The organism is Rhodanobacter umsongensis (assembly GCF_042654965.1).
GTDB classification, from domain to species: Bacteria; Pseudomonadota; Gammaproteobacteria; order Xanthomonadales; family Rhodanobacteraceae; genus Rhodanobacter; species Rhodanobacter umsongensis.
Window position 1 is genome coordinate 437,756 of record NZ_JBHSMK010000003.1, and the last position, 22,099, is coordinate 459,854.

Here is a 22,099-nt window from a genome sequence, read left to right on the forward strand (position 1 = left end):
GGACCTTGCCTGCATGGCGACCCGACCGTTCCCCGGCCGCGGACGCGTCGCGACGACTAGTAGTCGTAGGTTATGCCCAGCTGCACGGAGCGCGGTTGCTGCGTGGACAGGGGCAGATCGTAGGTCGGACGAACCTTGGCCGAACTGCCGTAGCGCCCGTTGTGCTGCGTAATGCGCTGTTGATCGAGCACATTGTTGACCTGCAGATGGAAGGCCAGTCTGTGGTCCGCCCAGTCCGGGCGGTACTCGGCACCAAGGCTGAGCAGGTAGGTCCACGCCTCGCGCTTGTAGCCGGGCGACACCGGCGTGCCGCCGCAGAAGTGATAGAACGAACCGTAGCCCAGGCCCGGGTTGGTCTGGTCCGCGCCGTAGAAACCCAGGCAGGTCTTGGGCGCGCCGGACAGGAGCGCAGCGTTGCCCGACAGCATCCACTCGGGGGTCAGCTGGTAGTAACCGTAGGCCTTGATCTGGTGGCGGCGGTCGTTGGACAGCGAGCCATTGGCGTAGTCCATGACCTGGGCGTAATCCCAGTCCACCGTCGCCGATACATCGGTCTGGCCGATATCCGAACGCACCTGGCCTTCGGTGTTGCCGAAGTTGTGCGACCACAGGTAGTCGATCTTGCCGTACCACTTGCCATCGAACGGATGCTCCAGGTACAGGTCGAGCGCATAGTACTTGCGCTTCAGCGAGGTGTTGAAGCCCATGTCCTTCTTCCAGTCCAGCGGCACCTGGTAGTAGCCGCCGGACAGTTTGGGGATCTGGATGATCGGGTTCTTGCCCGGGTTGATCAGGTAGCTGCCCTGGATGCCGTTGACCGGGTCGTAATCGTTCATGCCCAGCTCCGCCATCTTGGCGGCGATGCGGCCGGTGTCGCCCCAGTCGTCGATGGCGCGGCCGAGCTTGCGCCAGGTGCCCTTGGCGCCGTACACCCAGGCATCGCCGAGCTTCCGGTCGAAGCCGAGGATCAGCTCGTCCTGGTACTCGGACTTGATGTTGGTGGCGGCGGCCGTCTTCGGATCGCGCGGGTTGCCGTATTCGAGGTTGGCCGAGATCGGCTGCTCGAGGCCGCGATAGGTATCGATCGGGGTCAGGCCGGTGGGATAGCCGGTGCTTGGGTCGATGCCGGTGTAGGTGTAGTACACATTGGTAAAGGTCGACGAACCGGCCGAACGCAGCGCCACCGAGGCCGGTACGGCCAGGTAGTAGCGGCCGGCGTTGCCGTACACCTTGAAGCTGGAATCGCCGTTCACGTCCCAACTGAAGCCCAGCCGCGGCGCCAGCTGGCCACCGGTGAGTCGCAGATACGGGGTGCCCACGCCGTTGTAGTTGGTGAACTGGTCGTTGCGCAGGCCCAGCTTGACCAGCCAGCGATCGGTGATCTGCCAGGCGTCCTCGATGTATTGGGCCTGCTGTTTTACCCGCACCGAGGCGCTGTTGGCGAAGATCTGTTTCGAAACGTAGTAGCCGGTCTGGCCGCCGGGGTACTGGCCCGGTGGCCGCACCCACGGGTAGCCCTGCCAGCCGGGGCCGTTCGCGTCCGGACCGCCGGCAATCCAGCTGTTCGGGTCGCCGGAGGCATACGCCCATGCATAGCCTGGACCGGAGGGGAACTGGCCGTCATGGATGTCGCGCACGTTCTGGTTGTCGATGCCCGCGGTCAGCGTGTGGTTGCCCAGCTTGTAGCTCAGGTCCAGGCGCAGGTTGGTGTTCTTGGTGACGTGCTGCGGGTCGAAAAGCGGATTCGTCGTTTGCGCATTGCCGAAGCCGCCGCCAGCGCCGACGATGTCGGGATTCTGCGAGGTCTGGCCGAGGACAGGGATCAGGGTCGGATCGTAGCCGGGCAACTCGTTGTAGTGCGTGCCCTTCATCTTGCCGTACAGCGCCGAGAAGGTAAGGCTGTCGGTGATATAGCTGGTGAACTTGGCCAGATACAGGTCGGAGCCGTCCTTGATTTGAAAATCGTGATGGTCGAATGGCCCCTGCTGGCCGGTGGCGTAGTCGTACTGGTACAGGTTGCCGCGGTAGGACGACTTGTTCGAGGCGCCGGTGAGTTCGAGCAGGTTGCTGTCATTGATGTTCCAGTCCAGCTTGGCGTACCACTTCGGGTCGTCCAGACGGGTGTGGTTGTTGTAGGTCGGTGGCGCATTGATGCCCACGCCCGCAGGCTCGCCGATCGCGCCCGAAGGGGTGCCGCTGGAGGCGCCGTTGCCCTGGATGCGCTCACCCTCCACCGAGGCGAACAGGAACAGCTTGTCCTTGATCAGTGGACCGCCGACGTAGGCGTCGACAGTAGTGATGTTGGACTTGTTGTCGTTGCGCCGCCAGTAAAGCTGGCCCGCCTTGGGGCTGCCTGCGCCGTAGTAAATATTGCGCGGGTCACCCTGCAAGGTCTTGGGCTTCCACAGCACCTGCCCGCCGAAGTGCCACTCATTGGTGCCACGCTTGCCGACCTGGCTGATCACGCCGCCGTCGGAACGGCCATAGGCCGCCCCGTAACCGCCGTTGAGGATTTCCTGCTGGTCGATCGATCCGTAGGGAAGGCTCAGGCCGCCGAAACCGCTGATCGGATCGGTGGTGTTGAAACCGTTGATGTAATACGCGTTCTCGGTCACCGACGAGCCGCCGAAGGAAACGAACTTCCGCGGCGACGAGGCACCCATGCCCATGCCCATGAACGTGTCGCTGCCCTCCACCACGCCCGGAGCGAGCAGCGCGATCGCTTCCGCACTGCGCGCCAGCGGCAGTCGCGCGAGTTGCGCGGCAGTGATGACCGTACGTGAATCGACACCGCTCACGTCGATCGAGGGCAACGCATTGGCGACGACAGTCACCCCTTGCAGATTCTGGGCGTTGGCAGCCTCGCCGAACGAGACCTCGGTGCCCGCGCCCACACGCAGGATGATGTTCGATCTCGATTCGACCGTCTGACCGTTCTGCTGCAGGACTACCGTGTAATCGCCCAGCGGCAGCGAGCTCGCCGCGTAGTGTCCTGTCGAATCCACCACCACCTGGCGGCTGATGCCTGACGTGCTCTGAATCACAACGGTTTCACCAGGTTGTGCCTGGCCGAAGATGCTGCCTGTAGTGGCCTGCGCATGTACCGGCATCGTCGCCGCCATGCCGCACAGGCTGAGCGTGGCCACCACTGCCAGACTCAAGGCCGAGGGGGCCAGTCGATGGCCGCGGAACTGTGTATCAACATGTTTGCTGCTCTTCATGCAACTCCCCTTCCAGTATTGATTGACGGTTGATGCTGGATTTGTTGAATGCCGGTGCGGTACGTCACCTCGGCCTGGATGAAGCCACTCATGCGATCAGATCGACATTGCGCCCGTTGCGCAGCTGGGCGCCGAGCTTGCTGTGGAAGGCTATGAGGCGATCGACCTCGCGCAGTTCGCCGCCGTCGCAGAGCAGGCCGTACAGCTCCGCCACGACTTCCGAGCGCTGCTCGATGTTCAGCGAGCCGCCGACCAGGCATATGTACGACTGCAGCAACCTCAGCGTGGCGGCGAGACGCCGAGCGTCGATGCCCACTGCGGGCGACGCGGCCGGCATGACCGTGGTTGCAACGTATGGTGGCGCCGCTTCGGCATCGTCGCCGTGGCGTTCGTTGCGCTCCGGGTGCATCGACCCTTCGCCAGTCACCAGCCATTGCAGCGAAATGTTCAGCGCGCGAGCCAGCGTGACGCAGCGCGCCCGGGAGGGATCGCTGTGGCCATCGCGCCAGTTGCGCACGGTGCCTTCGGAGACGCCGCAACGTCGTCCCAGCGCGGAGGCGCCGCCTTCGCGTGCGATCAGCAAGCGGATGCGCGTGGCCAGGTTCTGTGCTTCGCCGGTACCGGACGCGGCATGCGCGCACGGCTCACCCATCATTCGCATCACGACCGGCCGGTCGGGTGATGGCTCGAAAAAGCAGTGGTGCGCGGGCAGATCCTCGCTGCCAAGGCCTGCGACATGACGGTCACGTTCAAGGCGCGTTGGCTGGTGCATCTCGAAGCTGGGCGCCATCGTGGACATGGACGGGTACTCCATGAGCCTAAAAAAACAGCCTCGCCTGAAAGCCGGGGAGAATGAGGAGTGCGTTCAGGCGAAGCCGGGGGGAGTGGGGCAATTCGTCAAGGATTCGTTAGAGAAACCTTGCGCAAAAAGTAGGCGTCGGCATGCAGCCGATCAATGACCAATTCCCCCGAATCGGATAAAGCCAAATCCATGGAGTGGCCGCAGCAATGGGCGGCATGGCATGCGCCAGCAAGGGCGATTGCCGGCCCGCTTCCCGCTGGCGTGCTGCGAGGCGCGCGCTGCCTGCGCGGGATGGACGATGGCCGCGCAGGGCACGATGAGCCGGCCGCGCTGTCGGTCGCGGTCGCGCCCCATGGCGCTGTGCGCCGGATGTAAAAGAAGCGAGAGCCGGGTTTCGGAATTCATTGCGAAATCGATGGCATCGACAACCCATCGGCGTCTTCGCGCCGGAGCAGCGTGCTACCTGCGCGGCAGACTCACGGCACCCGCCATGGCGACAGCAGGAGATCGCCGGGATCGCCGATGCCCGTCCCGGACAGCGTGCCGCATGCCTGTCTTGCCGCGATCCACCGAGGTAGCCCAGGTGTCGGTGCCATCGATATCGTCGCTGCGGCCACGATCCATCGGGTCAGCCCGATCAACGTGCTGAACCGTTGCAGGTAGTCTACGAGGGCGGCAGGCAGCTCCAGCAGCGCTTGCGGGCAGATCCCAAGCAGCTTGGCGGGATCGGCGCGCCCGCCTTGGCTGGAATGGCAGTGAAGAGCGTTCGGGGCCAGGTGAGCCGCTGCGCGGACGACGCCGTGCAGCGGTTCCCGGCAGTAGGGCAACGGGTGCCTACTTCAACTGATCCCACAGGAAGTCATACGCCATCGCGTGCATGTGCGCGGATTGCTGGTTGTCCGCACCGGCACCGTGGCCGCCTTCGAGGTTCTCGTAGAACCATACGTTCGAGTGGCCTTGCGCCTGCATCCGCGCGGCCATCTTGCGCGCCTGCACCGGGCCGACACGGTCGTCGCTGGTGGCGGTGTAGAACAGTACCGGCGGGTGGTGGCCGCCCTCGCTCATGTTCTGGTACGGCGAAAACGTCTTGATGAAGTTCCAGTCATCGGTGTCCGGGTTGCCGTATTCGGCCATCCACGACGCACCGGCAGAAAGGTGGATGTAGCGCTTCATGTCCAGCAGCGGAACTTCGCAGGCGATCGCGCCGAACAGCTGCGGATACATCGTCAGCATGTTGCCCATCAGCAGGCCGCCGTTGCTGCCACCTTCGGCGCCGAGGTGCCTCGCCGAGGTGACGCCGCGCTTGACCAGATCCTCGGCCACCGCGGCGAAGTCCTCGTAGGCGCGTGGACGGTTCGCCTTCAGTGCAGCCTGGTGCCACTGCGGGCCGTACTCGCCGCCGCCGCGGATGTTGGCGATCACGTAGACGCCGCCGCGGTCCAACCAGGCGCGGCCGATGCTGCCGCTGTAATGCGGCTGCAGCGAGACCTCGAAGCCGCCGTAGCCGTACAGCAGGGTGCGGTTGGAGCCGTCCAGCTGGATGTTCTTCGGCGCGATCTCGAAATACGGCACACGGGTGCCGTCCTTCGAGTTGACGAAGTGCTGGCTCACGCTGAACTTCGCGGCGTCGAAGAATGCCGGCTCCTGCTTGATCGTCTGGACCGGCAGGTTGTCCAGCACGCCGCGTTCGAGCGATGACGGGGTGAGGAAGCTGGTGACGTCGAGCCAGTATTCGTCGTTGTGGTCGGGATCGGTGTCGATCACGCTGATCGTGCTCATCGCCGGTGCGCCCGGCATCGCCTGGCGCGCCCAGGCGCTGCCGGGCATGGCGATCTGCGGCGGCGTCAACACCTCCAGCCGGCTCTTGACGTCGTCCATCAGGTTGAGGATCAGGTGATTCCTGGTCCAGGCGTACGAATCCAGCGAGGTGTGCGCATCGGGCCGGAACAGCACACTGAAATGCGCGCTGCCGGCGATGAAGCTGTCGAACTGCGTGGCCAGCAGTGCGCCGGAAGGGTAGGTGGTGCCGTCGACCGTCCACGGCGAGCGGAGCCGCACCAGCAACCATTCGCGATGGGCATCGGCGTCCGCATCGGCCGGCACGTCGAGCTTGGTCAGCTTGTCGCCATTGCGCTGGTACAACTCGCTGTGGAAGAAATCCTTGGCAACGGACACGAAGTCGCGTTCGTAACCGGGTGTGCGGTCGTGGTATGCGCTGATCGCCAGGTCGGTCGGCTTGCCTTCGTACACGGTGGTGGCGGCCGCCAATGGGGTACCGCGCTTCCACTGCTTGACGATGCGCGGATAGCTCGATTCGGTCATCGAGCCGGGGCCGAAGTCGGTGCCGACGTAGATGCTGTCCTGGTCGATCCAGCCGACCTGGCTCTTTGCCACCGGCAGCTCGAAGCCATTCTTCACGAAGGCCTTGTGCGGAATGCTGAACTCGCGCACCGCGATCGCGTCGCCCCCGTCCGGCGACAGGGAGATCAGGCAGCGCTCGAACGCCGGCTTCAGACACTGCGCGCCCTTGAACACCCAGCGCTTGTCTTCGGTCTTGTTCAGCGCGTCGATGTCCAGCAGAACCTCCCACTGGGGTTCGGCCTTGCGGTACTCCTCCAGCGTGGCGCGTCGCCACACGCCGCGCGGGTGCGTCTTGTCGCGCCAGAAGTTGTAGAGATGGTTGCCCATGCGATTGACATACGGGATGCGCGCATCCGAATCGAGCACTTCGAGGATGCTGTCGCGGGTGCTGGCGAACTCGGCGTTGTCGACGAACTGCTTCGTCGTCACCGCGTTCTGCCGCTTCACCCAGTCCATCGAGCGGGCGCCGCGGATGTCCTCCAGCCAGAGGAACGGATCGTCGGTGGCGTTGCTGGCCGCCGGGGCTTTGGCCGGAGGAGGGTTATGGGCTTGGATGTCGTTCATGCCCACCAGTGTGACGCCGAGCGCCAGGATCATCCAGACGTGGTTCAAGAAATTCTCCCGGTCGCCATGACCCTTCCGCACCCTGCGAGACTGCAGCCGGGAAGGGTTGATCGGTGAAGTGTCGTGTTTGAAGTTACTGCGCAGTAAGCGCGCAGTCTCCCCGCGAAGCATCCCGTGCGGTGTGGTCCCCTGCCATACGTGAAAACAGCGCACAGGGAATGCCGACCAGTGTCATGAAAGTCGCGACGCAGATCAGTTGCCAGGGCAAGTTGTGAAAGTTCGGGCCTGTGCTCGTCAACAGTGGCGCCATGATCTGGAAGATGACGAAATATGCAGCTGCCCCGTACAGTGATCCACATACAAACGGACGCTGCCAGAACACCGGGTGGCGCCGGGCGATGGCGCGGTAGAGCGCGACCACGCCCCACATCAGGTGACCGTAGACGAGGGCGCCGATCATTGTTGTGGCCATGCCGCCGCCATAGGCAGCGTGGCCGAGGATCCATGTAGCCGGCACCTGCAGGACGTGACTTGCAGACACCCCGCGGCCCGACCAGTACGTGATGGCAACCAGCATATCCAGCGTGGCAACGGTGTAACCGCCGAGCAATAGCCACGGTACGGCGATCCTGCGACGCGGGATAACGGACGAGAGTGCGGTGAGCATGATGGGTCCTGGCCAGTGGCGGGTTCTCAGGAGAATACGCCGGGAAGCTGCAAAATGCGGAAGGCAGTCACGCGCACAGGTACGGAAATCGAACGAGGCAGGATCGAACGGATTTGCCCCGACGCCGCCGCCCAAGTGTGGACTCCCGGGAAGCCTGCCTGATCGCAGGAGGGAGAGTTCGGGATGACCGGACTCTCCCTCCTGCGGGAATACAACGCTCAGAGAAGTGGAATCAGCAGCAGCGCCACGATGTTGATGATCTTGATCAGCGGGTTCACTGCCGGACCGGCGGTGTCCTTGTACGGGTCGCCCACGGTGTCGCCGGTGACCGCGGCCTTGTGCGCCTCGGAACCCTTGCCGCCGTGGTGGCCGTCCTCGATGTACTTCTTCGCGTTGTCCCAGGCCCCGCCGCCGGTAGTCATCGAGATCGCCACGAACAGGCCGGTGACGATGGTGCCGATCAGCACGCCGCCGAGCGCCTGTGCGCCGGCGACGGACGAACCGGCGAGCCACTTGAAGCCGAACGCGACGATGACCGGCACCAGCACCGGCAGCAGCGAGGGCACGATCATTTCCTTGATGGCGGACTTGGTCAGCATGTCCACCGCCTTGTCGTACTGTGGCTTGCCGGTGCCTTCCATGATGCCGGGAATGTCGCGGAACTGGCGGCGCACTTCCTCGACGACGGCGCCGGCCGCGCGGCCGACCGCCTCCATCGCCATCGCGCCGAACAGGTACGGGATCAGACCGCCGATCAGCAGGCCGATGATTACGTAATGGTTCGACAGGTCGAACAGCGTGTCGGTGCCAAAGTGGGTCTTGAGGTTGTGCGTGTAGTCGGCGAACAACACCAGCGCGGCCAGTGCGGCCGAGCCGATCGCATAGCCCTTGGTCACCGCCTTGGTGGTGTTGCCGACCGCATCCAGCGGATCGGTGACGCCGCGCACTTCCGGCGGCAGGTCGGCCATCTCGGCGATGCCGCCAGCGTTGTCGGTGATCGGGCCGTAGGCGTCCAGCGCCACGATCATGCCGGCCATCGACAACATCGCCGTGGCGGCGATCGCGATGCCGTACAGGCCGCCAAGTGCAAACGCGCTCCAGATCGCGGCGCAGATCACGATCACCGGCAGCGCGGTGGATTTCATCGAGACGCCGAGGCCCGCGATGATGTTGGTGCCGTGGCCGGTGGTCGATGCGGCGGCGATGTGCTGCACCGGGCCGTACTGCGTGCCGGTGTAGAACTCGGTGATCCACACGATCAGGCCGGTCAGCACCAGGCCGATCAACGAGCACTGGAACAGTGCGTGATTGGAAATCACCAGGCCATCGCCGGTGGTCAGGCCGTCCGGCAGCAGGTTGCCGGTCACGAACCAGAATGCGGCGGCGGAGAGGATCGCCGACACGATCACGCCTTTGTACAGCGCACCCATGATCGAGCCGCCGGCTTTCACCTTGACGAAGAAGGTCGCGATGATCGAGGCGATGATGGACACCGCGCCGATGACCAGCGGATACAGCACGGCATTGAGGTTGTTGGCAAAGGTAAGGCCGGCCAGCAGCATCGTGGCGATCACGGTCACTGAATAGGTCTCGAACAGGTCGGCCGCCATGCCGGCGCAGTCACCCACGTTGTCACCGACGTTGTCGGCGATCACCGCCGGGTTGCGCGGGTCGTCCTCGGGAATGCCGGCCTCGACCTTGCCGACCAGATCGGCACCGACATCGGCGCCCTTGGTGAAAATGCCGCCGCCCAGACGCGCGAAGATCGAGATCAGCGAACTGCCGAAGGCCAGTCCCACCAGCGCATGCAGGGCGGGTTCGCCGCTGATGCCCATGTGATTGAGCACCAGCCAGTAGCCCGTCACGCCAAGCAGGGCCAGGCCGACCACCAGCATGCCGGTGATGGCGCCGCCACGGAAGGCCACGTCCATCGCCGCGCTCAGGCCGCGTCGTGCGGCTTCGGCGGTGCGCACGTTGGCGCGTACCGACACGTTCATGCCGACGTAGCCGGCCGCACCGGAAAGTACCGCGCCCACCAGGAAACCGATCGCCGTCGGCCAGTTCAGGAAAAAGCCGATCAACAGCATCAGCACCACACCGACCATGCCGATGGTGGCGTACTGGCGGTTGAGGTAGGCGCGTGCGCCTTCCTGGATGGCTGCTGCAATCTCCTGCATCCGGTCATTGCCCGGCGATTGCGCCAGGATCCAGCGCGCGGAAAACACGCCATACAAAATCGCCACTACCGCACACGCCAGAACGATCCAGCCATACTGCTGCAGCATCGGAGCCTCCCCATGATTGTCAGTGGCCGTCCGGAACGGGCGGTCCCGGGGAGTATAGGCAGACCTTGTTGCAGGAACTGTTGTGCGACGCAGCGGCGCGGCCGCTTCTGCCCTAAAGCTGGAGTGATCCAATCTGGGCATTGATCCGGGTCATTCGGTTCCAGGAGATTGCCGGTAAAAACGCTCGACATCGTCAAGGCGGCATAACTGCGTGCCCACGGCGAGCAACGCCGCGGCGCCCGCCGCGATACCGAAACGTGCCGCCTCCCTCAAGGAAAGGCCGCGGGTCAATCCCACGAGGACACCAGCCAGCATCGAGTCGCCGGCTCCGACCGCGCTTTTTGCGGCAACCGCGATGGACGGCAAACGCTCGATGGCGTCCTTGCTCGCCAGGATGGCGCCTCTCGCGCCGAGGGATACCACGGCGACCTCGCAACGACCCTGCTCGATCAGCTCTTGTGCGGCCTGTTCCTCTTCGCGCTTGCCGCGGATCGGACGACCTACCAAAGTCTCCAGTTCGATGAGGCTCGGCTTCAGCAGATAGACGCCGGCACCGGTACTTTTGAGTGCTGAGCCGGAGGTATCCAGAACCAGACGCTTTCCCTGAAGTTTGGCCAATTCCACGACACGGCCGTAGAAATCCGCGGGCGCGCCGGGTGGCAGGCTTCCGCTGGCAACGATGTACGCGGCATCAGCTGCTGCGGCCGCCAATTCGTCGAGGCAGCGCTGCTGGTCGAGGTCGCCGATCTCGGGGCCTGGAAGAATGAATCGGTATTGCGAGCCGCTCTCGCGCTCGACGATGTTGAGGCTCTCGCGCGTGAATCCGGTGATCGGGATGGCCCGGTGCTCGACGCCTTCTTGTTGCAGCAGATGACCGATCAAATTTCCTGCCGCTCCACCGGCGGGAAAGACCGCGAGTGCATCGACGCCAAGCGAATGAACGGCCCGGGCGACGTTGATCCCGCCACCGCCCGGGTCATAGCGCGGCGTATCGCAACGCAACTTGCGATCCGGGACGATTTGGTCGGTTGATGTCGCGATATCAAGCGCCGGATTCATCGTCAGTGTGACGATCTTCGCCATGACCATCTCCGCGAGCCAGTGAGCCCTGAGTTAAAAGACGACGAAACCAGAAAAACCTGCGGCGGAGGAGGAAAGCTTTGTGTCTTGCCGCGGACCGGTCAGTGCTCGAATGCCGGCAATTTCTTCGCCACCGCCGTGTTCTTCAGCCGCCCATACTTGGGCAAGCCGTCACGCCCATGTGGCGGGTGCGCTTCGCCCTGGATCAATGGCGCCAGATAACGTCGTGCAGCCGCCGTGATACCGAAACCATCCAGGGTAAGAAAATCGGCCGGCATTTTCTTCTCGCGATTGGCAATCTTGTCCAACGCGGCAGGCTCGATCTTCCAGCGATACGGCGAATCCGATGTTCGCGTGATCACCGGCATCACCGCGTTCATGCCGGCCAGCGCGTATTCCACCGCGGCCTTGCCGACCGCATAGGCCTGATTCGCATCGGTCTTGGAAGCCATGTTGCGCGCCGAGCGTTGCAGGTAGTCAGGCAAGGCCCAGTGATACTTGTAACCGAGCTTTTCCTTCACCAGGGCCGCGAGTACCGGTGCTACGCCGCCGAGTTGGGTGTGCCCGAAGGCATCGCGGGTGCCGGCGTCGGCAAGGAACTCGCCGGCCGCGTTGCGCACGCCCTCGGAAGCCACCACGGTGCACCAGCCAACACGCTCGACGGTGGCCTTCACCTTGGCCAGAAACGCCACCTCGTCGAAGCTGTTTTCCGGAAACAGGATGATGTGCGGAGGTTCATCCTCACCCTCACCGGCGAGTCCGGCCGCGGCGGCGATCCAGCCGGCGTGACGGCCCATCACTTCGAGGATGAACACCTTGGTCGAGGTTTCGGCCATCGAGGCCACGTCCAGGCTCGCTTCCAGCGTGGAGATGGCGGTGTATTTGGCCACCGAGCCGAAGCCGGGGCAGCAGTCGGTGACGGCGAGATCGTTGTCCACCGTCTTCGGCACGCCGATGCAGCGGATGTCGTAACCCATCGCGTTGCCCAGCTGCGAAATCTTCAGCGCGGTATCGGCCGAGTCGTTGCCGCCGTTGTAAAGAAACCAGCGGATCTCGTGCGCGCGGAATACGTCGATCAGCCGCGCGTACTCGGCACGGTCGTCTTCCAGCGATTTCAGCTTGTAGCGGCATGAGCCGAACGCGCCGCCAGGCGTGTGCCGCAGCGCGGTGATCGCCGCGGCCGATTCCTTGGAAGTATCGATCAGCTCCTCACGCAGCGCGCCGAGGATGCCGTTGCGCGCCGCGTATACCTTCACGCCCTTGCCGCGGGCGGCCTCGATCACGCCGGCGGCGGTGGCATTGATCACCGCGGTGACGCCGCCGGATTGGGCGTACAGCAGGTTGCCGGTGATGGCGGTCGATTGGCGTTTCTGGCTCATGGGGGTCCTCTCGGGGAGCGGGTACGGGGTTGCTGGGTGTCCGATCAAACCCTTTTGGCGACAAACACTTGCCGCAAGCTTGGGGGCGCCTCTGTTTGACGGCATCGGGTGCAGCCGCTAATTTGACAGCCAATTCTGGGAATCTGGCGGGCTGCTGCAGTGTGCGGCAGCCCGCCGAACTTGTGGAGCATTATGCGACTGGTCCTACTTGGTGCGCCCGGCTCGGGCAAAGGCACGCAGGCTGCACGGCTGAAGACGGAATTCGGTGTGCCGCACATCTCGACCGGCGACATGCTGCGCGCCGCCGTTGCCGCCGGCACACCGATGGGACGGAAGGCCAAGGCGGTGATGGATGCCGGTCAGCTGGTTTCCGACGACATCCTGCTGGGCATGCTGGAAGACCGGCTGACCCAGGACGATGCGAAGGCTGGTTTCATCCTCGACGGGTACCCGCGCAACCTGGCCCAGGCCGATGCGCTGGATCAGTTGCTGGCGAAGATCGGCCAGCCGCTGGATGCGGTCGTGAAGCTCAAGGTGCCCAGCGAAGTGATCATCGGCCGCTGCGAGATCCGCTTCAAGGCCGAAGGTCGCGCCGACGACAATCCCGACACCGTGCGCAAGCGCCTGGCGATCTACGCCGAGCAGACTGCCCCGGTGGCCGATTTCTACGCCCGCCGCGGCAAGCTGCAGAGCGTCGACGGCGTCGGCGAATTGAGCGATGTCACCGCGCGGGTCAAGCAGGCGCTGCAGATCAAATCGGCTGCAGCGAACGGCTAAGTACATCCCGTTCCCTTTGGAGCGGGCTTCAAGGAATCGCGTCCCACCATGCGCCTGCACATCCTCGGCATCTGCGGCACCTTCATGGGCGGTGTCGCCGCGCTGGCTCGAGAACTCGGACATGCGGTCGAAGGGTCCGACGCCAACGTCTACCCGCCGATGAGCAACCAGCTCGAAGCGCTCGGCATCGCCTTGATGAGCGGCTACGCGGCCGACCATCTGCAGCCCGGCCCCGGTCATGCCTCGCCGGATCTGGTGGTCGTCGGCAACGCGATGAGCCGTGGAAATCCCGCGGTCGAGTACATGCTCGATCAGCAACTGCGCTACACCTCCGGCCCGCAATGGTTGGGCGAGACGGTGTTGGCCGGCCGCACCGTCCTGGCCGTTGCCGGCACCCACGGCAAGACCACCACCACCAGCCTGCTGGCGCACCTGCTGGAAAGCGTCGGCATGGCGCCGGGGTTTCTGATCGGAGGGGTGCCGGGGAATTTCGCCGCGTCGGCGCGGCTGGGGCGGGGCGAGCCGTTCGTGATAGAGGCGGACGAATACGACACCGCGTTCTTCGACAAGCGCTCGAAGTTCGTGCACTACCGGCCGCGCATTGCGATCCTCAACAACCTCGAGTACGACCACGCGGATATCTTTCCCGACGTGGCGGCAATCCAGCGCCAATTCCATCACCTCGTGCGCACGGTGCCGGGCAATGGCCGGCTGATCGTCAACGCGCACGACCAGAGGCTGGCCGAAGTGCTGGCGATGGGCTGCTGGACGCCGGTGGAAACATTCGGCATCGGTTGCGGCGACTGGCGGGCGACCCTGATCGACGCGGATGGCTCGGCGTTCGTCGTGCATCGCGGCGCCGAACTGATCGGCCAGGTGAACTGGCCCCTGCTGGGCAACCACAGCGTGATGAACGCGCTGGCCGCGCTGGCCGCCGCCACTGCCGCCGGGGCCGATCCGAAAACGCTGCTGTCCGCGTTCGCCAGCTTCGAAAGCGTCAAGCGGCGGATGGAGCTGGTGGGTGAGGTGGATGGCGTGCGCGTCTACGACGATTTCGCCCATCACCCTACCGCCATCGCGACCACCCTGGCCGGACTGCGCGCGAAAGTCGGTGCGGCGCGCATCCTGGTGGCGCTGGAACCGCGTTCCAATTCAATGCGTCAGGGTGCGCACGCCGAGGCGCTGGCACCGTCACTGGTCGATGCCGATGCGGTAGTGTTCCTGCATCGACCGGCGTTGTCGTGGGACGCGCATCGGGTTACCGATGCCCTGGCCGGGCGCGGCCGCACCGTGCCGGACGTCGATGGCCTGATCGCCGCCATGCTCGCGCTGGCGCGGCCTGGTGACCAGGTGGTGTTCATGTCCAACGGCGGTTTCGAGAATGCGCCGCGCCGGTTCGTCGAGGCCTTGCGCACGGACGCCTGAGTGCAGGTCGCTGCGGCGCCGCATGCCGCCGCCAGTGAACGCGTCAAGGCCGCTGGCTGCGTGGCGGCGGGCCCTCTGGTTACACTGATGACATGGTTACCCAATCGCCGCTGATCGAGATGCCGCTGTTTCCGCTGCCTTCGGTGCTTTTTCCGGGCGGGCGCTTGCAGCTGCGGATCTTCGAGCCGCGCTACCTCGATCTGGTGCGTGAATGTACTCGCCAGGGCACCGGCTTCGGTGTGTGCCTGATGCTCGATGGACATGAGGCGGGCGCTCCGGCCGTGCCTGCCGCGATCGGCACGATTGCCCGGATCAGCGACTTCCACCGCGACGAAGACGGCCTGCTCGGCATCGTGGCTGTCGGCGACCAGCGCTTTCGGGTGGCGCGCAGCCGCGTTCGCGCCGATGGCCTCCTCCGCGGCGAAGTGGAGGTTTGGCCCGCGGAGCCGGAACATCCGGTGCCGGTGGAATTTGCCTTGTTGCAAAGCATCCTCGAACGGCTGGTCGATACCATGGCGCCGCACTGGCGGCTCGCGCCGCCCGCCATGTACGAGGACGCCAGCTGGGTGGGTTTCCGGCTGGCCGAACTGTTGCCGCTGGATGCGGCCGAGCAACAGCACATGCTGGAGCTCGGCGATCCGCTGCAGCGGCTGGCCGAGCTGCGCGACATCCTGCCGCGCTTCCAGAAGCCCTGAGCTGGCCGGTCCTGGGCGGGCCAAACCTTTCCCGATACCTCCAACGGAACCGATTTCATGGGCAATCTGGCCGGCAAGACCTTATTCATCACCGGCGCCTCGCGCGGCATCGGCCTGGCGATCGCACTGCGCGCCGCCCGCGACGGTGCGAACATCGTGATCGCTGCGAAGAGCGGCGTGCCGAATCCGAAACTGCCCGGCACCATTCACACCGCCGCGGCGGCGGTCGAGGCGGCTGGCGGCAGGGCGCTGGCGCTGCAAGTGGACATTCGCGAAGAGGAACAGGTACGCGCGGCAGCAGCGCAGGCAGCCGAGCACTTTGGCGGCATCGACATCGTGGTCAACAACGCGAGCGCAATCTGGCTCGCCGGTACCGCCGATACGCCGATGAAGCGTTTCGACCTGATGCACCAGGTCAATACGCGCGGCACGTTCCTGGTCACCCAGAGCTGCCTGCCACACCTGAAACAGGCGACGAACCCGCACGTGCTGATGCTGTCGCCGCCACCAAACCTCGATCCGAAATGGTTCGCGCCGCATACCGCCTATACGATCGCCAAGTACGGCATGAGTCTTTGCGTACTGGGCATGAGCGCGGAGTTCGCCGCGCTCGGCATCGCGGTGAACGCGCTGTGGCCGCGCACGGTGATCGCCACCGCGGCGATCGGGATGATCGAGGGGGTCAAGGTCGAGCATTGCCGCAGGCCCGAGATCGTGGCCGATGCCGCGCATGTCATCCTGACCCGGCCGGCGCGCGGCTACAGCGGTCATTTCGCCATCGACGAGACGGTCCTGCGCGAGTCCGGCACCACCAATTTCGACGCCTACGCGGTGCAGCCGGGCGTGCCGCTGCTGCCGGATCTGTTCCTGGAGTGACCTGGCGGCAAGACCCTCGCGAATTTGCCGTGTACGGCAAGCTCCACAACAAACCTGGTCTCCGCTTACACCGCTGAACGATAAAACCCAACAATTGCAAGAAGTTAGCGCCGAGTAGCCGCTTGGTCTCTTCACGCAATCTTCGTGCCCGCGGAGTATTGTCTGTGAACTGGTTCACACTTTAGCGGCAAGCCGGGTGCAAAATCCGGTCTGGAAGTATCGGGACCCATCACCTGCCCAAGGTGTGGTCCCGAACTGCATCGGCAGGACAGGGGGCGGTCATGACAAGCAAACAGGCATCCAGGCGCTGCGTCGTCTGGTTTGGACAGCCGACTGCCGAGGAGTGCGCCGCGTTGGCGCAGGCAGGCTGGCGCACGCGGATTGGGGATGTGGCGACGCATGAAGGTGTAGGCATGCGCCGCGACGATGTCGTGGTGGCGATGGCCGATCTGCGGCGCAGCGACCCAGCTACGGTGCAGTCCATGCGACGCTTGATGGATGAGCATCCGTGGTTGCCGTGGCTCGTTGTGGTGTTGCAGGAAACGTCCGCCGTTACGCCGGAAGTGCAGCGGATCCTGCACGCCGGCGTGGACTTCTTCACTGCGCCGGTGGACATGGAGCGGCTGATCGAGACGCTCACGAAGATCGGCCGCGACCGGTCGGCGGCCGTCGAGAAAACCGATGTCCCTGGGATCGTCGGTGCGATCAGCCCGGTGATGCGAGCAACCATGGCCGGCCTGCGCAAGTACGCTCCGGTGGAGTTGCCGGTGCTGATCACCGGCGAAACCGGCAGCGGCAAGGAAGTGGCGGCGCGTGCGCTGCATGGTTTGTCGAGGCGCGGCGAGCGGCCTTTCGTCGCGATCAATTGCGGTGCGCTGCCGTCGAACCTGGTGCAGTCCGAATTGTTCGGGCACGAGCGTGGCGCCTTCACCGGCGCCAATGCCCGGCGCGTCGGTCACTTCGAAGCGGCCGATGGCGGCACGGTTTTTCTCGACGAGATCGGCGACCTGCCACTCGACGCGCAGACCAGCCTGTTGCGCCTGTTGCAGGAAGGCACGTTGCTGCGCGTGGGTTCCAGCCAGCCGATCAAGCCGGACGTGCGAGTGCTGGCCGCCACCCATGTGGATCTGGAGTTGGCTGTCGCGCAGGGGCGTTTCCGCCAGGATCTCTACTATCGCCTCAATGTCCTGCGCCTGCACATGCCAGCGCTGCGCGAGCGCAGGGGCGACGTCGAACTGCTGGCACAGCATTTCCTCGACGCATTCCGCTTGCGCCACCCGAGCCGCGCCCGCGCCTTCGGCTGCGACGCGCGCCAGGCCATGCGCGATTTCGCCTGGCCGGGCAACGTGCGCGAGCTGCTCAATCGGGTGCAGCGCGCCGCGGTAGTCGCCGAAGGCTCATTGATCAGCGCCGCCGATCTGGATCTGCAGGGCATGCTGCCGGCCATCGGTCGGTCGAATCTCGATCTGACCCGCATATCGGCCGAACGCGAAGCGGTTCTGCAATGCCTGCGCGAAAGCCACTACAACATCACCGAATGCGGTCGGCGGCTCAACGTATCGCGAGTCACCGTGTACCGCCTCTGCAAGAAACACCACATCGCGCTGGACGAGCTGCGTGAAGGCGTCCCGGTCGATGTGCTGCGGCCGTCGGCCCGAGGAAAGGGCGGCGAGCGGCTGGTGACTCAGAACATGTAGGGAACCTTGAAGGTAAGGCTGTAGTCCGGTGCGTCGGGGCTGAGACCCACGCCCAGCAAGGTGACCAGGGTGGTATGCGCACTCAGCGCATAGGTCACGCCGAGGTTGAAGGTGCCGGCATTGGCATCGCTTCCGATCACCTTGGCCCAGGGCAGCTTGCCGTTGCGCAGCGAGGCCTTGGCACTGAGCCGATCACTGAAGGACAGGCTCAGGCTGGTGCGTTCATTGAAGGCAAAGGCCACACCGGCGCCAAAGTAGTAGGAGTTGCCCAGCTTCACCTCGCCCGGGGTCCGCGTCTGCGGATCGGTATCGATGTCGCCGAAGCGACGCGGGAACGAGTGGATGTAGCCAATATTGGCGAACACGATCGCGGGATCCATTGTCTTCACCGCCGACACGCCGATATTGCCCTGCCACAAACCATTGCCGGTCGGCTGCTTCTGCGGCACGGCGAATCGGATGAACTTGTCGTCACCGCGCTCCAGCACTTTCCAGTCGATGCCGTAGGGTGCGCGACCCGTCGGCGCGGTGACGGCGAAGGTCAGCACGGTATCCGGTCGGGACGAGGTTTCGGCAAACAGCTTGTAGTTCGCGCTCAGGCTGACATCGCCGATGCCGTTGCCGCGGGTCTGCTCTTCGGCCAGCGCCGCGGCGGAGCCGCCTGCACCACCTTTCAGGTAGGCCGTCTGCCGCGCCAGGTACGGCACGTCGAGGTTGAGTGTCAGCCGCGGGCTTACGCCGTAGCGTGCGGCGAAATTGTAGGTGAGCGAATCGGATTTGACATTCTCGATGGCGATGTTGCCGAGAAAGATCGCATCGAGCGCAAGGAAGCCATTGAGGGTCAGTTGCTTGCGATCGTAGCGGCTGTAACTGAGGCTGTTTTCCAGAGTCAGCTTGCGATCGAACACGGCATGCTCCTGCAACAACGCGTCCTGCATGCTGCGCGTGGGCGCCTGTTCCCTGGATTTTTCGGCATCGGCGATGCTGCCGGCCTGAGTGGCCTCGTTGCCGCTCGTGTTGCCGCTGCCCGGTGCGGCGGCACCGTTCGGTGCAGGCAGCGCCGGCAGCGCGGTGTTGGGTGCTGCCTTTCCGGCCAGGCGCGCCTGCAGTGCCTGTACCTGCATGTCGAGTTCGCGCAGGCGCCTTACCTCCTGCGCGTAACTGCTCTTCAGCGTCTGCAATTGCTCGACGAGCGCGTTGATCTGTTGTTGATCCTTTGCGCCGACGGGAGCGTCCTGGGCGGACGCCTTCGGCATGCCGATCAGAAGCGCAGTGGCTACTGCGCCGGCGAGCAGCGTCTTGTGCGTGTTCATGTCCCTATCCCCCTGAGCTGATGCAAGCACCGAGCGGGCATTCGCTCTAGTGCAGGCCGATGCCTTGCGCCTGGTTGATCGCCTGCGCAACATTCTGCGCGAGCTGGGTGTTGGCTGCCACCGTCTGGCGGACCAGCTCGATCTCCATGCGGTTGTTGATCAATTGATTGTCGGCAGTGAGCTGCACGCTCTGGCCGATGCTGCCGTTGCGGATCCATTGCTCGACCGAGCCTTGGCCGTCGATGCTGAGCAGCAGGCTTGCGCTGCTCCCGTCGAAGGTCGCCACCGCTCTGCTGCCACCGCTGAACGCGGAAGCGACACCGCTCGACGTGCCGGCGCTGGTGGAGGCCGGGGGGCCGCCGCCGTTGCTGATGGTCAGCTGGGTGACGTTGCTGGCGAGGTTGCCATCGCCGGCAACCTGCACGCTTTGCACCACGCCGCCGACGTTGGCCAGGCCCGCTGCGTCGACGTGGCGGACTGGCGGCGTGGCCACGTCGGCCGGAGGCGGCAGCGGAGCATCCGCGCGGGTGATGCTCACGATCGGCTCGAAGCCGATCTGCGGCTTCGCCCCGCCGTGGGTGAAGTCCATGCTCAGCGCGAGCGTTCCTTGCAGAACCTGCCCGGTGGGCGTCTGCCAGGTCGAGATCATCTTCACACCGAACCAGGCAACCGCGTTGTCGCCTACGGTGTATCGGCCGCGCATGTCGCCCATTTCCGCGTCGCTGATCTCTTGCAGTCCGTTGGTTGCCGGGACGGTGCCGGCCACGGCCGGCGCACCCCAATGGCCGAGGGCCAGGGCGATGGAACTGAGCAGGTACAGCCGAGGGTGCTTCATGGCCGCGTTCCTAGAAGAGATCGGCGTGGGTGAAGCCAAAATCGAGCAGTTCGGCATCGGTGATTGAACCCTGGCGGGCGAACAGAGCGCGCGCGCTGGCGTGATCGGCGGGCTGCAGCAGGGCGGTGTGACGATCGAAGTCATTGCCGATCACCACGAATACCGCGCGCGATGGCCACGCCTTGAGGAAATCGGTCAGGGGAATGCTGCGGTTTCCGAGGATCGGGTCGGCAAGCTCCACCGTGTCGTGGTGAACCTGTTTGAGCACCACGAAGTGCCGAAAGCCGCGGACGTCCATCAGCACCAGGCCGGGGACATGCAGGCTGCGCAGGCGCTCCTCGTTGATGCGATAGCCGCGGCCGCGCATGCCCAGCGACTGCACGTAGTGCTTGATGTCCAGCAGCGAGAAGCCGCGCTGCCTGACCAGGTCTGTATCGGCCACACCCATCATGCCCTGGATCACCGTGGTCTCGTCCACGTTGAGGTGATAGGCGTAGCGAAGAATGGTGGCGAGTGCCGCCGCGCCGCAGCTGTAGTCGGTGCGCTGGCGCACGATGTTCCGGTAACGCCCTTCCTGCATGCTCTCGACATGGCTGACGTAAAGGCTGCCGTTGGGCAGCACGCCGTCGAAGCGCACCTCGCCGGCACGAGCGATCGTGTTGGCGACCAGGCCAAGCGAAAGAAGCGCGATGGCAATCAGCGGATGACGCATGGTGATTCCTTGTCGAGGAAGACCCCCGGCCCGCAGGGGACGGGCCGGGGGGTTCCACAGGTATCCGGCATCAATGCCACCGGACTACCGCCCTCGTCGGTCGCCTGAGGCGACCACCTGTACCGTTGCGATGACGGCTATTCGCCACCGCCCGTGCCACCCGCACCCGGCTGCGCAACGGCCATCGCCAGGCTGTTCGCCTGCTGATTGCCGCTGCCCGAGGCGACGTTGATGCCGATGTTGCCCGACGCGTTCTGGAACGCATTGCCGCTCAGGCTGGCGGTGTTGGTCGCATCCACGACCACCCAGCGCGTGGTGGTCACGGTGCCGCTGAGGTTGGCGTAGAGGTCATTCGCCGAAAGCTCGACGAAGCCCAGTCCACCGGACTCCGTGCCGCGCGTGGTGCCGCTTTCGCTGCCGCTGCTGTGGCTGCTGGTGTCGAAGGCGAAGCCGCCCACACCCGGGCGGTTCGGGTTCTGCACCGCACCCTGCGCTTCGCTGTCGAAGTCGATATGGCCGGTCTGGTTGCCACTCGGGTGGGTGTCGCCGTTCCAGCTATCGGGGTACAGGTTGCTGGCCTGATACGCCATGCCGCTGCTGTCGGAGGACGAGCTGCCCGAGTAGCTTCCCGACGAATGGCCCGCGTAGCCGCCAACGCCCAGGCCAAGCGAGTAGCCCTGCACCGCGCCGCGCATCGAGACATCGACCGTGTCGTTGTACTGCTGCACGTAACCGGCATTGCTGACCGAGTTGTGTCCCGACGCCTGATCCGACGCCACGGTGGACTGCGCGAAGCGGGTGGTCGCCACGGCGGCGGCCATGGCGTTCTTCTGCTGGTTGTTGTTGCCCGAGGTGACGTTCACGCCCAGGTTGCCCGACGCGTTCTGGAACGCGTTGCCGCTGACCGAGGCGCTGTTGGTGACACCTGCGTTGGTGGTGGCGTTGAACAGCCCCTGCTGATTCACGAACACTTCGCCGTCCGCCATGCCGAAGGCAAAGCTGGCATCGGCGGATGACAGGGCCGCTGCATTGTCCTGCTGGTTGTTGTCGCCGGAACCAATGTTCACCCCGATGTTGCCCGACGCGCTGCCGGCGACGTTGTCGGAGGCGGATGCACTGTTGGTGAGGTTGGTATTGTCGCCTTCGTTGGCGGCGTTGGCCTGCTTGTTGTCGACGATCGCAATCGCGGCAGCGTTGATGTCGATGTTGCCCTGCACCCGCGGGTCGCCGCTCAGCGAGATGTCGGTGCTCAGCTCGACCTTCTTGTCGATGCTCACCTTCGAGCCGTCGTGGCGGTCGCGGCCGTTGTGGGCATACGCGCTAGCGGTGCTGAACAACGTGGCAACGGCCATGGCCAACAGTGTTTTCTTGAATGTGGCGTTCATGATGTCCTCTCTCTTCGTGGTGTAT

The 22,099-nt window shown here is 64.8% G+C and carries 17 protein-coding genes; 6 read left to right on the forward strand and 11 right to left on the reverse strand.

Translation table 11 applies throughout. From position 1 onward, the window contains the following. Positions 1-56: 56 nt before the first annotated feature. On the reverse strand, positions 57-3,221 hold the full coding sequence (locus tag ACFPME_RS07240; protein ID WP_377303595.1) for a TonB-dependent receptor: 3,165 nt from the start codon (positions 3,219-3,221) through the stop codon (positions 57-59). A gap of 88 nt (positions 3,222-3,309) precedes the next feature. Continuing rightward, complete coding sequence (locus ACFPME_RS07245) at positions 3,310-4,020, reverse strand: helix-turn-helix domain-containing protein (protein WP_377303597.1); 711 nt, start codon at positions 4,018-4,020, stop codon at positions 3,310-3,312. 156 nt (positions 4,021-4,176) lie between these two features. Between ACFPME_RS07245 and ACFPME_RS07250 the strand changes: the two genes are divergently transcribed. Beyond that, positions 4,177-4,398, forward strand: a complete 222-nt coding sequence (locus tag ACFPME_RS07250) for a hypothetical protein (protein WP_377303599.1) — start codon at positions 4,177-4,179, stop codon at positions 4,396-4,398. A gap of 459 nt (positions 4,399-4,857) precedes the next feature. On the opposite strand, the gene ACFPME_RS07255 is transcribed toward ACFPME_RS07250, so the two are convergent. The 5 genes from ACFPME_RS07255 to ACFPME_RS07275 all read right to left on the reverse strand — a co-directional run bounded on the left by ACFPME_RS07255 (position 4,858) and on the right by ACFPME_RS07275 (position 12,359). Then, on the reverse strand, positions 4,858-6,948 hold the full coding sequence (locus ACFPME_RS07255; protein WP_377303669.1) for a prolyl oligopeptidase family serine peptidase: 2,091 nt from the start codon (positions 6,946-6,948) through the stop codon (positions 4,858-4,860). A 133-nt stretch (positions 6,949-7,081) separates the two neighbouring features. Then, positions 7,082-7,615, reverse strand: coding sequence for a hypothetical protein (locus ACFPME_RS07260; RefSeq protein WP_377303601.1), 534 nt, complete (start codon positions 7,613-7,615; stop codon positions 7,082-7,084). 218 nt (positions 7,616-7,833) lie between these two features. Beyond that, positions 7,834-9,900, reverse strand: coding sequence for a sodium-translocating pyrophosphatase (locus ACFPME_RS07265; protein ID WP_377303603.1), 2,067 nt, complete (start codon positions 9,898-9,900; stop codon positions 7,834-7,836). Positions 9,901-10,050: 150 nt separating this feature from the next. After that, the gene (locus tag ACFPME_RS07270; protein ID WP_377303605.1) at positions 10,051-10,983 is read right to left on the reverse strand and encodes a 1-phosphofructokinase family hexose kinase; all 933 of its coding nucleotides are present in this window, start codon (positions 10,981-10,983) and stop codon (positions 10,051-10,053) included. A gap of 98 nt (positions 10,984-11,081) precedes the next feature. Continuing rightward, complete coding sequence (locus tag ACFPME_RS07275) at positions 11,082-12,359, reverse strand: 6-phosphofructokinase (protein ID WP_377303607.1); 1,278 nt, start codon at positions 12,357-12,359, stop codon at positions 11,082-11,084. 192 nt (positions 12,360-12,551) lie between these two features. On the opposite strand from ACFPME_RS07275, the gene ACFPME_RS07280 reads away from it, so the two are divergent. The 5 genes from ACFPME_RS07280 (at position 12,552) to ACFPME_RS07300 (ending at position 17,829) form a co-directional block, all read left to right on the forward strand. Continuing rightward, entirely contained in the window at positions 12,552-13,136 is a 585-nt protein-coding gene (locus ACFPME_RS07280; RefSeq protein ID WP_377303609.1) for an adenylate kinase, read from the forward strand. A gap of 48 nt (positions 13,137-13,184) precedes the next feature. Further along, complete coding sequence (gene mpl, locus ACFPME_RS07285) at positions 13,185-14,561, forward strand: UDP-N-acetylmuramate:L-alanyl-gamma-D-glutamyl-meso-diaminopimelate ligase (RefSeq protein ID WP_377303611.1); 1,377 nt, start codon at positions 13,185-13,187, stop codon at positions 14,559-14,561. Between the two features lie 92 nt (positions 14,562-14,653). Next, positions 14,654-15,256 carry an LON peptidase substrate-binding domain-containing protein gene (locus ACFPME_RS07290; protein WP_377303613.1) on the forward strand — a complete coding sequence of 201 codons (603 nt, stop codon included), beginning with the start codon at positions 14,654-14,656 and terminating at the stop codon, positions 15,254-15,256. A 57-nt stretch (positions 15,257-15,313) separates the two neighbouring features. Next, on the forward strand, positions 15,314-16,132 hold the full coding sequence (locus ACFPME_RS07295; protein WP_377303615.1) for an SDR family oxidoreductase: 819 nt from the start codon (positions 15,314-15,316) through the stop codon (positions 16,130-16,132). Positions 16,133-16,413: 281 nt separating this feature from the next. Continuing rightward, positions 16,414-17,829 carry a sigma-54 dependent transcriptional regulator gene (locus tag ACFPME_RS07300; RefSeq protein ID WP_377303617.1) on the forward strand — a complete coding sequence of 472 codons (1,416 nt, stop codon included), beginning with the start codon at positions 16,414-16,416 and terminating at the stop codon, positions 17,827-17,829. On the opposite strand, the gene ACFPME_RS07305 is transcribed toward ACFPME_RS07300, so the two are convergent. The 4 genes from ACFPME_RS07305 to ACFPME_RS07320 all read right to left on the reverse strand — a co-directional run bounded on the left by ACFPME_RS07305 (position 17,817) and on the right by ACFPME_RS07320 (position 22,074). Next, positions 17,817-19,142 carry a hypothetical protein gene (locus ACFPME_RS07305; RefSeq protein ID WP_377303619.1) on the reverse strand — a complete coding sequence of 442 codons (1,326 nt, stop codon included), beginning with the start codon at positions 19,140-19,142 and terminating at the stop codon, positions 17,817-17,819. The genes ACFPME_RS07300 and ACFPME_RS07305 overlap by 13 nt on opposite strands. A 46-nt stretch (positions 19,143-19,188) precedes the next feature. Beyond that, the gene (locus tag ACFPME_RS07310) at positions 19,189-19,977 is read right to left on the reverse strand and encodes a hypothetical protein (RefSeq protein WP_377303621.1); all 789 of its coding nucleotides are present in this window, start codon (positions 19,975-19,977) and stop codon (positions 19,189-19,191) included. A gap of 10 nt (positions 19,978-19,987) precedes the next feature. Beyond that, the gene (locus ACFPME_RS07315; RefSeq protein ID WP_377303623.1) at positions 19,988-20,689 is read right to left on the reverse strand and encodes a C39 family peptidase; all 702 of its coding nucleotides are present in this window, start codon (positions 20,687-20,689) and stop codon (positions 19,988-19,990) included. Positions 20,690-20,826: 137 nt separating this feature from the next. After that, positions 20,827-22,074: an adhesin gene (locus ACFPME_RS07320; protein ID WP_377303625.1), complete on the reverse strand. Its 1,248-nt coding sequence runs from the start codon at positions 22,072-22,074 to the stop codon at positions 20,827-20,829. Positions 22,075-22,099: the final 25 nt, after the last annotated feature.

Coding starts and splice junctions, on each gene's coding strand:
- ACFPME_RS07250 (WP_377303599.1), top strand. CDS start 4,177: ATGACCAATTCCCCCGAATCGGATAAAGCCAAATCCATGGAGTGGCCG.
- ACFPME_RS07240 (WP_377303595.1), bottom strand. CDS start 3,221: ATGAAGAGCAGCAAACATGTTGATACACAGTTCCGCGGCCATCGACTG.
- ACFPME_RS07300 (WP_377303617.1), top strand. CDS start 16,414: ATGACAAGCAAACAGGCATCCAGGCGCTGCGTCGTCTGGTTTGGACAG.
- ACFPME_RS07305 (WP_377303619.1), bottom strand. CDS start 19,142: ATGAACACGCACAAGACGCTGCTCGCCGGCGCAGTAGCCACTGCGCTT.
- ACFPME_RS07260 (WP_377303601.1), bottom strand. CDS start 7,615: ATGCTCACCGCACTCTCGTCCGTTATCCCGCGTCGCAGGATCGCCGTA.
- ACFPME_RS07315 (WP_377303623.1), bottom strand. CDS start 20,689: ATGCGTCATCCGCTGATTGCCATCGCGCTTCTTTCGCTTGGCCTGGTC.
- ACFPME_RS07275 (WP_377303607.1), bottom strand. CDS start 12,359: ATGAGCCAGAAACGCCAATCGACCGCCATCACCGGCAACCTGCTGTAC.
- mpl (WP_377303611.1), top strand. CDS start 13,185: ATGCGCCTGCACATCCTCGGCATCTGCGGCACCTTCATGGGCGGTGTC.
- ACFPME_RS07265 (WP_377303603.1), bottom strand. CDS start 9,900: ATGCTGCAGCAGTATGGCTGGATCGTTCTGGCGTGTGCGGTAGTGGCG.
- ACFPME_RS07310 (WP_377303621.1), bottom strand. CDS start 19,977: ATGAAGCACCCTCGGCTGTACCTGCTCAGTTCCATCGCCCTGGCCCTC.
- ACFPME_RS07295 (WP_377303615.1), top strand. CDS start 15,314: ATGGGCAATCTGGCCGGCAAGACCTTATTCATCACCGGCGCCTCGCGC.
- ACFPME_RS07290 (WP_377303613.1), top strand. CDS start 14,654: ATGGTTACCCAATCGCCGCTGATCGAGATGCCGCTGTTTCCGCTGCCT.
- ACFPME_RS07255 (WP_377303669.1), bottom strand. CDS start 6,948: ATGAACGACATCCAAGCCCATAACCCTCCTCCGGCCAAAGCCCCGGCG.
- ACFPME_RS07270 (WP_377303605.1), bottom strand. CDS start 10,983: ATGGCGAAGATCGTCACACTGACGATGAATCCGGCGCTTGATATCGCG.
- ACFPME_RS07320 (WP_377303625.1), bottom strand. CDS start 22,074: ATGAACGCCACATTCAAGAAAACACTGTTGGCCATGGCCGTTGCCACG.
- ACFPME_RS07280 (WP_377303609.1), top strand. CDS start 12,552: ATGCGACTGGTCCTACTTGGTGCGCCCGGCTCGGGCAAAGGCACGCAG.
- ACFPME_RS07245 (WP_377303597.1), bottom strand. CDS start 4,020: ATGTCCACGATGGCGCCCAGCTTCGAGATGCACCAGCCAACGCGCCTT.